The sequence below is a fragment of the Rufibacter sp. JT3400010 genome (assembly GCF_054956755.1).
Window position 1 is genome coordinate 315,773 of record NZ_JBUDXA010000001.1, and the last position, 12,532, is coordinate 328,304.

7 protein-coding genes are annotated in these 12,532 nt (G+C 45.3%); 4 read left to right on the top strand and 3 right to left on the bottom strand.

Going from position 1 to position 12,532, the window contains the following annotated elements:
• Nucleotides 1-13: 13 nt before the first annotated feature.
• Both ACY0JR_RS01295 and ACY0JR_RS01300 read right to left on the bottom strand, forming a co-directional pair.
• Nucleotides 14-1,012, bottom strand: coding sequence for an alcohol dehydrogenase catalytic domain-containing protein (locus ACY0JR_RS01295; protein WP_462631989.1), 999 nt, complete (start codon nucleotides 1,010-1,012; stop codon nucleotides 14-16).
• A 1,730-nt stretch (nucleotides 1,013-2,742) separates the two neighbouring features.
• Nucleotides 2,743-3,852: a PAS domain-containing sensor histidine kinase gene (locus ACY0JR_RS01300; RefSeq protein WP_462631990.1), complete on the bottom strand. Its 1,110-nt coding sequence runs from the start codon at nucleotides 3,850-3,852 to the stop codon at nucleotides 2,743-2,745.
• A 401-nt stretch (nucleotides 3,853-4,253) separates the two neighbouring features.
• Here ACY0JR_RS01300 and ACY0JR_RS01305 point away from each other — a divergent pair, with 401 nt between their 5' ends.
• From ACY0JR_RS01305 to ACY0JR_RS01320, 4 genes are all read left to right on the top strand, one after another.
• Nucleotides 4,254-6,644 carry a J domain-containing protein gene (locus ACY0JR_RS01305; RefSeq protein WP_462631991.1) on the top strand — a complete coding sequence of 797 codons (2,391 nt, stop codon included), beginning with the start codon at nucleotides 4,254-4,256 and terminating at the stop codon, nucleotides 6,642-6,644.
• An 855-nt stretch (nucleotides 6,645-7,499) separates the two neighbouring features.
• Nucleotides 7,500-8,612, top strand: a complete 1,113-nt coding sequence (locus ACY0JR_RS01310; protein ID WP_462631992.1) for a glycoside hydrolase family 43 protein — start codon at nucleotides 7,500-7,502, stop codon at nucleotides 8,610-8,612.
• A gap of 194 nt (nucleotides 8,613-8,806) precedes the next feature.
• Nucleotides 8,807-8,998 (top strand): cold-shock protein, encoded by a 192-nt coding sequence (locus ACY0JR_RS01315; protein WP_462631993.1) that lies wholly within the window; start codon nucleotides 8,807-8,809, stop codon nucleotides 8,996-8,998.
• Nucleotides 8,999-9,227: 229 nt separating this feature from the next.
• Nucleotides 9,228-10,835, top strand: coding sequence for a type I restriction-modification system subunit M (locus ACY0JR_RS01320; RefSeq protein ID WP_462631994.1), 1,608 nt, complete (start codon nucleotides 9,228-9,230; stop codon nucleotides 10,833-10,835).
• A gap of 36 nt (nucleotides 10,836-10,871) precedes the next feature.
• Here the strand turns inward: ACY0JR_RS01320 and drt2 are convergent, their stop codons facing one another.
• The gene (gene drt2, locus ACY0JR_RS01325) at nucleotides 10,872-12,437 is read right to left on the bottom strand and encodes an antiviral reverse transcriptase Drt2 (protein WP_462631995.1); all 1,566 of its coding nucleotides are present in this window, start codon (nucleotides 12,435-12,437) and stop codon (nucleotides 10,872-10,874) included.
• Nucleotides 12,438-12,532: the final 95 nt, after the last annotated feature.

The window sequence follows — 12,532 nt, forward strand, 5'->3', positions numbered from 1 at the left end:
AAAGCACCAGCAATTATAGTGTCACAACCACTTTGCCAACGGTTTTCCCTTGCTGAAACAGGCGAATAGCCGTGTGCATTTCCTCAAATTTGTAGATGTGGCCCACATACTGGGGTTTTAAGTCAAGGGCTTGCAGATGGCTGAGCAAGTGCAGCATCATATCTGTTTGCTCATAAAGATAGATGAGATTGAACCCCATCAGCGACTTGTTCTCAGTGGGCAAACGCAGGGGATCAATTTTGGGCCGACGGAGAAATTTCCAGATGAGTTTGGGATAATTGGGCTTAGAGCCGTGGCTGGAAAAACTGGCATTCCCATACACCACCATGCGGCCCATGGGCGCCAAGGCCTTCCAACCTTGCTCCAGAATTTTGCCGCCCACACATTCCAGTATCAAATTCAAGGATCGGGTTTGGAGGGCATCTTTCAACTTAGCAGGAAAATCATTGCCGCGCAGAATGACTTCATCGTAGTTTTCCTCCTTTAAGAGAAACTTCACTTTGTTTGGTCTGCCCACGCTGCCAATGGTAAAGGCTCCTAGTTTTTTACAGATTCGGTTTGCCAGAATACCTACGCCACCAGCCGCGCTGTGAATCAGAACGGTCATCCCTTTTTGCAGGTTACCTAACTGAGTGAGGGCATAATATGCGGTAAGCCCCTGCACCAGAAACCCCGCTCCTTCTTCAAAGCTCCAAGTGTTGGGAAGAGGAATCACATATCTATGATGAAGGTTGATGTGCGAGACATACCCTCCAAATTTGGTTACCCCCATTACTTTGTCGCCCACTTGCCATGCCGTTACATCATCCCCTACCGCCATAATCTCCCCTGAAAATTCCAAACCGGGAATAAACGACCCTTCGGGAGTGGCGCTGTACAAGCCCTGCATGGCGAAAATGTCTGCAAAGTTCAGCCCGATTGCCTTTACCTGCACGCTGACTTCATTTGGCTGGGGTTCCTCTAAGATTTCCCTGAGTAGGCGCAAATTTTTAATAGAACCTGCTTTCTGCATTCTATAAACCAGCCGTTCTAACATAAACTATCTTACTTAAAGATGTAACACATGACCTTTTCTGTAACCAAGGGTGCGGCATTTATTCTGTTTAATCTATTTTGAATTTCAGCTCATTAATATTAGATAAGCATCACTATCTATTGCTAAATTCAATCAACAACATCCTCACGGTATATAGTAAAAGTAAACAGATAATATAAGACAACAGATAATAACCATCAAAAATTACATCTATGTGTAAAGGAAATCACCTCATTCATAGACATAAAAATTCTTGTGATCTGTAAACGTATAAACAAATGAAAGTAGATGAAATCTGAAGAAGTAATTAATTTAAGTGTCAGGACATGTTACCTGAAGCTTAGCCTTTATTTACTTTTAGATCACGTATTTAGACAAGTAGGAACCAATGAACAGCAAAGCCTTTACTACAACTCTAGGCTTATGAGTAGATTACTAATCTTTTCCAGATTATATTTTAGATCTGAAAAAATCTGAGGTAGGTTGTATTTTCGTATCTGATATAGAAAATATTGAATGTTTTGATGACGTTTTTCAACTACTTCTTAAATTTTGTTAAATAATTCTTACATCAGGCAATATATTCAATCTGTCATATATAGTTTCGCTAAACAAAGAAGTAGACACCCGAGTTCACTTTTTCTTGTTTAATACTGTATAAAATACAATATTGCCGCGCTTTAAAAATTAGCACGCCTTTTGTAGTACAATGTGCATGGAAAGATTCGCGAAGGAACAGGTTTCAAAGGAAGTACTAGAAATTATTCTGGAACACTACACCCCAAAACTTACCTCTGAGGCATTTAACCTCTTAGGTTTCACTATAACCTATTTTTTCCCGCTGGAAGACAGAAGAGGGAATGAATTTAACACCGTGGCCTTCTCCGTAAGGGAAAACTCGGCTGAGACTTATTACATTTTAGCCTGCCAAGAAACGGATGTTACCCGCTAAAAGAGCAATGCCTTAGTGCATCTGCTTTCCTAAGCTACCAAGTGGCACGTTGCTTCTTTGGTCTGTTTGAAAATACCTCCCCTATTTACTTCTTTTCGTTTTCACTCTGTATTAAGTTACATTCGTGAAAACTGGCCTAAAACAATAGCTTTTGCAGAAGCAGGTAATAATACGCGCTTAATTAAATAAAGAGTCCGTTAAAGCATTTTAATGCTTTAATGAATGGTGATTTATTAAATTTCGGTCCTGTAAACAAAATACGGTAAAGTGGCGCTGCTACTTTTAAATTAGCATCCGCAGAAGGGAACGTAGTTCTTTCGGCTTTATTTCTACATACAAGGAATATTTAGAGCCCAATAACCATTTACTTCTTTTATTTAAAATAGCAATGGAGACCAATATTCTCTTGCAAAAAACTTTATCTTAGAAAAAACTGGTTTAGCCAACGCCAAAAGAAAATATAAACAAACTTATCTAGTTATCTAAAACTGAATATAAGTTCTATAAAGTAAATCATCTACTTCTAAAACGTTCATCTTCTGAGGGCTTTTCTGGTGTAATTTAAGTTTCATTTAAGAAAATACTCCAACAAGCAGGGAGGTAACTTCAGTGTCATCGCCCGTTTTAAAGAATTAGTTTTTTTTGTAGGGACTAAATACCTTGCATCTGGCGTGCACGAGCGTTCCATAAAGCCCAAACGCAAGGTATTGCGCCTCTACCGTGCTGTACCATACCTTCTACACTTCTGCCTACTTTATTTATATACGGTAGCCTTGGTTGTACCCTTGGGTAGACGAATGTAGAAAGTAGTGCCTTTTCCCTCCTCGCTCTCAAACCAGATCACCCCTTTATGCCATTCCACAATGGTTTTCACAATGGACATGCCCAGACCTATTGATTTTTCGCCTTTTAAGCCGGGCCTTCTGGCGTTCGTGAATTTATCGAAGAGGGTGTCTCTGTATTTTTGAGGAATGCCAATGCCGGTATCGGCTACCGTTACTAAGATGTTGGTGTCTTCCTCCCGCAACGTGACGGTGATGGTTCCTCCGTCTGGGGTGAATTTTAGGGAATTGGAAATGAGGTTGGTTATGACTTGCAGGAATTTAAGGTCGTCAATCTCCACAAAGATCTCTTCCTGGGCGCAGACAAAATGGACCTCCTTCGGCAACAGCTCACCTCCTACTTTTTTGTACTCGTTTAGAGCTTCGCGCATTTTCTTCACCAGATTCACCCGTCTGGTGACCAAATCTGTGTTGGTAGATTCTAGAAACTCCTGGGCCATAAACTCCCGCAACAACTCAGAGCCTTGTTTACTGATCTTTTCAATCAAATGCAGGACGTTCAAGGTCTCCTCATCCTTAGAAGCATTCAATTGTTCAGACAGATGGCCAGAAAGGTTCTGGATCATGCCTAAGGGGCCCGCCAGATCATGGGCCAGAATGTTAAGCACGGAATCCTTTTTGTTGGAGAATCTCTTAAGATGGTCGTTGTATTTCCGTTGGATAGTAATTTCTTCCACGTGGCCAATCAGCAATTTACCGGCGGGTTTCTCCAGAAGCGCCGGCGACAGGCAGACCCATTGTTCCGGATGTTCCGGAAGCTGGATGCGGAACTCCATGGCAGAAGAAGTGCCTTGCTGGAGCAAACCCGCAATTTTTTCCTCTACAAAAGACTTATCCTCGGGGTGAACCAGCGCCAACAGTTCAGCGGGAGCGGCGCGTTCTGCCAGAAACTTAAATCTGGCTTCAAAAGCCGGACTCTTGTATACACACGCAGTAGAACCCAGTTCATAAGCAAAAAACGCCTGACCGGTTTGTTCTAATAAGGCTATTGGTAAGTCTGGAAATGCATCTGCAGAAGACATATGGCAAGTGAGGAGTTATTGAAAAAAAGCAGTTTAGGGCCAATTTACTTAAATGATTGTAAAAACGGCCTTTAAACCAGGAACTATGTTTTGAATGGTCGTGAGCCTTACATGTATTCCTGTTTGAACGCTTTTTAAAGAAAACAGGCTAAAAACCAGCCCCTCTCTCAGAATATTGCTGTAAAAGCACCTGTTCACCAGATCATTGTTTTTGCAAGGATGGTTTTTAGAATTTAGAAAGCCCTAACGCCAGAATTACTCCAAAGATGCAGGAAGCCTCTATAATTATAGCTACTTTAGAGGTTGAGTATTATTGAATCAAATGAAAGTATTGTTTCTGCCCTGAAATTGGAAAACAGAGCCGAAACGAAGTATATCATTGCCTTTGGTGCATATTGAATATGAATAAGAACTACTACCAACTTCTAGGAATAAAAGAAAACGCATCGCAACCTGAAATAAAAGAAGCTTACCGTAAACTGTCCAAAAAAGTACATCCAGACCTAAACCAAGGCGAACCGTTTTTCGAGGAATATTTCAAGGAAGTAAAAGAGGCCTACGAGATTTTATCTGACCTGGAAAAGAAACGGGGCTATGACAACCGGCGGTTCAGACCGGTGGCGCCCGCCGGACCAGTTCTGCCCAGCAGCATCAAGAACATGGAGTACCAGGTGGCGCGCCTGGAGCTGAAACTGCGCGACCAAACCGAACAAATGGATTCCCTGCTGGAAGAGAAAAAATCTTTGCACCAGGAGTTAGAGCACTTTGTGAAAGCCCTTTTTGAGGTGAAGAACGAGCGCGGCGCACTGCAGAAAAAGATAAAGGAACTGGAGCAGGAAAGCGAATCCCAGAGAAAAGCCCATCAATCAGCCGATAGAACCGCAGAACACCAGGAACAACAGCATGAACTACGGCGCAAAATTCAGGCTTTGGAGCAGGCATTACTGCATGCCAACCAGAAGACCCAGTCAGTAGAGCTAGACTTGCAAAAAACTAGCCAACAACTCAAAACGGTAGAGCTGGACCTGCAGAAATCTAACCGAACCATTGAAGACAAAACAGCAGAACTTGTCCGCGAACAGCAACTGAAACAGGCGCTGGAAAAACGAATACAGGGGCTCCTCTTAGAGGCTGGCCAACAGCAGCACCGCGAAAAACAGATCCAAACCCTAACCCAAGAAAACGCCCAGCAGAAAACCCGTCTTACGGATCTGGCAACGCATTCTGATCAGGTCAAAAGTGAATTACAGCAATCCGAAACTGAATTACGAAAAGCCAAAGGCGAATTACAAAAAGCCAAAAACGAATTACAACAAACCAGAAGTGAACTGCAAGGCAAAACCAGAGAACTGGAACTAGCGCTACAGCAACAAAAAACCTTGCAAAGCCAGTTACTGGAACTTGAAAAACGCCCACTGCTACCTTCTCCCGTTGTTCCATCCGTTAAAGGCGAAAAAAACCAGCAACAGCAACTACAGCTAGAGTTAAAGGAAGCCACGGCCCAAAAACAAGCGTTGCAGCACCAGGTTCATCAACTGGAACTGTCCCTTGCGCAATTAAAGCAGGTGCTGCAGGATAAAACCATCGCGGTGGAGCAGCAAGCCGAAGCACTGCAACTAGAAAGAGACCAGATGCAAACCCTAACTGCCCAGCTACAAACGTTGCAAGCGGAAGCAGCCCAACAGCAGCACGTGCTGGAACGCCAAACGAAAGAACTCGCCGAGGAAGTCAAAGCAAAAGAAGCGCTACAGACCAGAATCCAGCAATTAGCGCAGGATGCATCCCGTTCTCAAGCCCTCCTGCAGACCAAAACCGAAGAACAGGCGCAACTTTCTGTACAATTAAAAAACCTTCAGGAAAAGCATTCCCGGCAAGAGCAGGAAACAGCGCGCTTGCAGATTCTGCTCAAAACCAAAGAAACCGAACAAGCGCAGGCGTCACAGCAACTGGTGGACCTGAACGGCAAACTCAAGGCACTCACGCAGGAAGAAGCCAGCCTCCGCGCCAACCTCCAGAAAGTAGAGCAGCAGGTAGCCCAAGCCAAGACTCAACTACAAGCGAATGTCCAAGCGCTGGAAGCCGGCCATGCGCAGCGTCAGGCAGTGCAGCAGCAACTGGAAGAGCAAAAGAAAGCGACGGCGGCCTCGCAGCAGGAAGTGCAGCGTAAAACGCGGGAACTGGAGCAGGAAACTGTGCAGACAAGGTCGGCAGAGGGTAAAATCCAGGCACTGGAGAAAGAGAAGGCCGCCCAGCAACTGAAAGTAAGCGAACTACAGAAGGAACTGGAGAAAGAGAAAGCGAACCAGCAATTAAAAATAGGCGAATTACAGAAGGAACTGCTGGCTGTGCGAAGTCAATACACCAAGGTAGCCCGTCTTCAACCCTTTCTGGTAGAGCACCTCGACTTCTTCAATTCCGCGGCCCCCAACGTGTACGGGACCTCCTTTGATCGCACTGAAATTAAATACATTTTCAGCCGGATGAAGATTGCGGTGCTCGCCGATAAACCTGGCCAACTGAATGTACTGGTGAAATACCTGAAACCCAATGGCCAACTGTATTTCAACCCGAAGTCCTCTCCTAACGGCTATTCCTTTGCGGCCACCCTCAACTACAGTCCCCAAGAGGAATACCTTTACCTCTCAGGCTGGGGTAGCGACCGGGACACCACCTTCGTGGCAGGTGACCACAAAGTAGAAATCTATGACGAAACCGGTCGCCAACTGGCGAAAGCCAATTTCCAGGTAAAAGAGAAAATTCAGGTCATGTCTAAAATCAAAAGCTTCTTTTAACTGTGGTTAGAGCTTTCATGTAAAATGAATAAGGAGAAGCAAGATTAAAGACAAGCGTGTAATCCACTCAAGTGCTTCAGCAGTGCTGATACATGCCTTACTTGAGCCATGAAGATTCTTTCCGTCATCTTCCTGGCTCAAGTTTTTACAATTGGACCTAAGATCTAAAATGGTAGAAAGGTTACAACTTTCGTAAGGCGAAAGACATCTCCTTGGCCTGTCTCCTGACAGGCAGCTCTTCCAGCGCTGATTCTCCCCTTGAGGGGAGCGTAGAGGGGTGTTTACACCTGCCGGATCACGCATTGCTGACAATGTTGTGTCGCGCCCAACACCGGTAGGTTTCCGCTCTACCATTTCCGTCTGTCAGGGGACAGACCGAGGAGGAGTATAGGACCCTTAAAGAAAAGAAACATTCTGTTATTGGCCTGCTTAGCGGTGCTTCATCACGGGTTCACTTAATCATACACCTGTGCTGGTGGTTCCCGGCGAGTCTGGAGACTCGTTTCATCCTCAGTCACGAGACTGGAGTCTCGCGCCAGTTAAATACAATTATTTCTAAACCTGTGGGGTTTTGGAGACATCATAGGTATCAAGCTTGTTTTCGTAAATTAGCCTGTAAACATCTAGCGGAGTTTCTCACTTACTTCCTTGATACGCTTTGCCAAACCGCATTGCAGAGGATTGATTCGGGCGGAGCCAAAATCAAACTGGAAAGTTGTAGACAGTTTCCTTATCTTTCCTGAGGTCCAGGCAAACGGGCCTGCTTAATATTCGCTATTTTTAAGAAGACAGTAACCCCTCATGCCTATGTACTTCAGAAAAAGTGTACTTGCTATTTCCCTGGGCCTTCTATTCATGAGTCCTGAACTTTCGGCGCAAGCCCAGAAGACCAAGGCTGCGGCTCCGGCGGCTGTGAAAACGGGTATGTATAAGAATCCGCTGCCGGTGGAGTTCGGGGACCCGTACGTGTTGTATGACGCGCCCAGCAAACTGTATTACATGTACGGTACGGGCGGCGGGGCCAAAGATGGTTTCGGCACGTATTCGTCAAAAGACCTGGTAAACTGGAAAAGCGAGGGGCAGGTGTTCAGGGGCAATATCAACGGCTCCTGGGACGTGAAGAACTTCTGGGCGCCCGAGGTGTACAAAGTCAAAGATAAATATTACCTCTTCTACTCCGCCGACTGGCGCGTGAACCCGAATAACGAGGAAGAGAATTTCCGCATCGGCGTAGCCGTAGCCGATAAACCCACCGGCCCTTTCAAACACCTCAGCGACAAACCCATCTTTGACCCCGGCTACCCCATCATTGACGCCAATGTGTACTTTGATCCCAATGGCAAGCTGTACCTCTACTATTCGCGCTGCGCCTACAAGCACCCCGTGCAAAGCGAAGTGGCCGACTGGGCGAAGAAAACCGGCTTATTCCCGGAAATTGAGGAAAGTTGGGTGTACGGCGTAGAACTGAAACCCGACTTCAGCGGGGTGATTGGCGAACCGGTGCTGTTGCTCCGGCCGCCCCTCAAAATGAATGATGCCCAGGCCGAATGGGAAAGCCGCTCGGTGACGTCCAAAGAAGTGAACCGTCGCTGGACCGAGGGCTCCTATACCTTCAAGCACGGCGACACGTATTACATGATGTATTCGGCCAACTACTTCGGGGGTAAGAATTATGCCGTGGGGTACGCTACTTCCAAGAGTCCGCTGGGTCCTTACACCAAAGCCCGCAATAATCCGGTGCTGCAAAAGAACACTGAGCAAGGCGGCGAGGTCACCGGTACGGGCCACAACAGCATCGCGTACTCGCCAGACGGCAAGCAGCTGTTCTGCGTGTACCACGGCCGCACTAAAGCCTCAGGTGAGGAACGGGTGGTGTTCATTGACCCCATGCGTATTGAGAAAGACGGCCGCCTGGTAGTGGAAGGCCCCAGCACCACGCCTAAACCCATGCCTTTACGTAAAAAGTAGCCGCTCCTTTTCTCTAAAAACCATTGGCTGTGAGGGTCACTCCTTCCTGGCCGCGGTTCCGTAGAATAATAATTTTGCTGAAAACCTGCCTTGATTCGTTTTAAAGGCATATTCTGAAAGTATCTGGTAGATTGGCCCAACTTTCTGAACGATTACCAGTATAGGAGTGTCATTACAGTATATTAATCACTATTATGAATCAAGGAACAGTAAAATTCTTCAATGATGATAAAGGCTTCGGCTTCATCAAAGACTCAAATTCAAATCAGGAGTACTTCGTGCACGTATCTGGTTTAGTTGACGAAATCAGAGAAAATGACGAAGTAGTCTATGATCTTCAAGAAGGAAGAAAAGGACTAAACGCCACCAACGTAAAACTGGCTTAGTCTTTCGCTATAAAGACAAATCGCTGAAAAGCCTCTCCCGCAAGGAGAGGCTTTTTTTATGTCCTTTCCCCAAAACGGCATAAAAAAGTACGGACAGGTCGCGACCTGTCCAATCGTTCCTGAGCCTCTCTCCCAGAACTTCCTTTAACTACATGATTTTACCGGCTTGTTTTTAAAATTTCAATATCTTAGGCTTCCCAACCCACACCATACCCCTTTATTACCCCTAATGGCGAAGAAGAATACGGCGGCACCCGCTGCCAAAGGCGATATTGATTTTGAGAAAGAACTCTGGGACGTGGCCAACGAGTTGCGCGGCGCCGTGGCCGAGAACCAGTACAAAGACTACGTGCTCTCGCTGCTGTTTGTGAAGCACCTCTCTGAGCGCTTTGAAATACGCAAGCAGGAGATACAGCTTTCCTTTCTGGAGCCCAACTCTGACTATTACAACATTGCCGCGCATGAGCAGAGCGAGGTGCTGGAAGACGAGCTGGAGTACCAGGTAAAGAACGTGTACCGCCTGCCCAAGGAAGCCACCTGGGCGCACCTGCGCGAGAACGCCGAGCAGGACGACATCAAGGTGAAGGTAGACCAGGCCTTCGTGCTCATTGACGAAATTCTGGCCAAGCGCAACCCCGACTACAAAGGCGTGTTGGAGCCTATCTTCGTGAAGAGCCAGCTCTCGCCTACGCAGGTAGCGGGGCTCATTAACCTGTTCTCCAAAGAGACTTTCTCTGAGATAAACAACCCCGAGAGCGACATCTACGGCCGCGTGTATGAATACTACATAGGTAAGTTCGCGATGGCCGAGGGCTCCGGTGCAGGGCAGTTCTTTACGCCGGGCAGCGTGGTGCGTTTGCTGGTAGAGATGCTGGAGCCGCTCAAGGGCCGCATCATGGATTTGGCCTGCGGCAGCGGCGGCATGTTTGTGCAGAGCCTCAAGTTCCTGCAGGCGCACGGCGGCGACAGAAACGACATCTCCATTTACGGGCAGGAGCGCTACGAAGGCACGCTGCGCCTCTGCAAGATGAACCTGCTGCTGCGCAACCTCTCCTTTGACGTGAAGCTGGGCGACTCCCTGCTGCACGACCGCTTCCCCGGCCTGAAGGCTGACTACGCCCTCATGAACCCGCCGTTCAATATCTCTAACTGGCACCCCGAGCTACTGCCCGACAACGACCCGCGCCTCTTCGGGGCCAAAGAAACCTTTACCACCCCCGGCAACGCCAATTACATGTGGTTCCAGACGCTATGGCACCACCTCTCTGAGCGCGGCACGGCGGGCGTAGTGATGGCCAACGGCGCCATGACCACCGGTAGCGCCGGCGAAAAGAACGTGCGCGAGCACATGATTACCCAAGGCATGGTAGACTGCATTGTGCAGATGCCCGACAAGCTGTTCCTGACCACCGGCATACCCGCCTGTATCTTTCTCCTGAGCAAGAACCGCGACGGCCGCGACGGCGAGCACCGCCAACGTAAAAACGAAATCCTGTTCATTGACGCCCGCAAACTGGGCACCATGGCCAGCCGCCGCCTGCGCGTGTTTGAAGACGCAGACGTGGCCCGCATCTCTGACACCTACCACCAATGGCGCAACCTGGGCGGCAGCTACGCAGACATAGAAGGCTTCTGCAAAGCCGCTACGCTAGACGAAGTAGCCGCCAATAATTATGTGCTCTCGCCGGGTCGCTACGTAGGCTCCGAAGCCGAGGAAGATGATGGTGTGCCGTTTGAGGAGAAAATGCAGAAGTTGACGGAAGAGTTGATGCAGCAGTTTGAGGAAGGTGCGGAGCTGGAGGAAAGGATTAGAAAAAACTTTAGAGATATGGCTTAAATTTAAGTTAATAAGGAGTTGATAATACAAAACTCATCAACTTCTTATTAACTTAAGCTTGTTCCTTTTATACTTGTGAAGTATTCTGTCCATAGTTTTTTTAGATAACTCGGCATAGAGAATATCAAAGTGTTTAGCTATTTGTCCCCTAATTTCAGGAGAATCCATCCCTTCTTTGCGCTTTCCTTTTTTATTAAAATAATATTCTTTTGAAGAATTTATAGCATAAGAAAGAAAGTTGCGATTACCTAAGTGCGTGTACCTTTCGAATAATTGCTTCTTAAAAATTTTCACTCCTCTAGCTCTAGGGCTATAAGACATATATACAGTTTTGATAATCCGTTTATTCATCTTACGGAAATACCGAGACAAACTTGTGCCACGTATAAATGTTTTATGTCCATTAAATTCAAATCCTAAATACTGCAGATTCTTATAAAAAAGCTCTTCATTGGTCTCTTCGTCAAAACCTAGAATATATTTGAGCTTCTCACTATTGAATCCTCTTAACTTACCTAATTTATCTTTAGCGAATAAAATCTTTTCTGTTTTCTTATTTTGTATCTTAAGATGATAATCAGCGATACGACATTCCAAGAGATCGTGGTAATGTTCAACCTTGGTATTTGGAACAATTATAATTATATCATCACAGTATCTCCTGTATAAGAAGCCTTCTTTTATACTTAGATTATAGATTTCTTCATCAAAATCTACTAAAAAAATATTAGAAAGAAGTGCACTTATTGGTGAACCTTGAGGTATACCATAAAACCGTTTTGTTCCATCTGCAGCAATATCATGGGTGCTATTTTGCAGAATAATATTCTTTTCTCTTAACTCAGCAAACTTATTTTTAAAATTCTGACCTGGTACTAAATCAGTCAAGGTAGGAACTTTTCCTGTGCTATTCTTTGATCTTTCTAAATCAATATTAAAGTGTTTTAAGATGGTGTTTTTGTAAACATAGCTATATCTAGTAAGGGATTTAAAAACATTGTATTGATCAATAGGCAGGGACTTGTTCGCAACCCCAACTATCTTACACCATTTTTCTTTTAATTTTTGATGGTCAATACTGTCAAAATAGCCTTTAATATCTAAAGCTATAGCTGTGCATGATCCTGTTTTCTTTATATAGTCAAATACCTCTTTTGCAAATTGTATATTACATTTACCGTCAAGATCATTACGGTAAGCAAAAACGCAATCACCGAATCCCTTACTTTTAATATAGTCTTGATACCTAAGAGTTAACGCGTAGGAGTAAAAGCTATAGATATACCTGTCAAAGTGGGAAGCAAAAGAAATGGGTCTTATTTTAGTCTCAAGACAATAATTTTCCTTTCTTTCTTTGGAAGACAAATAAGGGCCACCAGCTATCTCCTCTTGATATTTGTATCGAGGAGTTTTTAATTCAATTTTTAATAAAGGTTTAAAGGAGTGGGCTGCAACCTTTTCACTTGAACTTACAATTTCTTTTATCTTTTCCTTTGATTTTGAAAAATCGAATGGATGGTCAAAATGTAGGTAAGTCTTTTTCTTGAAATTTTTTAGAGTTTTCTTCTCCCACTCATCCCATAGCTTTTCAGTGTACAGCATTAGCTTAATTTGTTGTGCTTTAATGGGAGCTTAGGCTACGGACACTCTTCGAGTTTTAATCCATGCTTGCAAACTACTACCCAAAGAAAATGCAA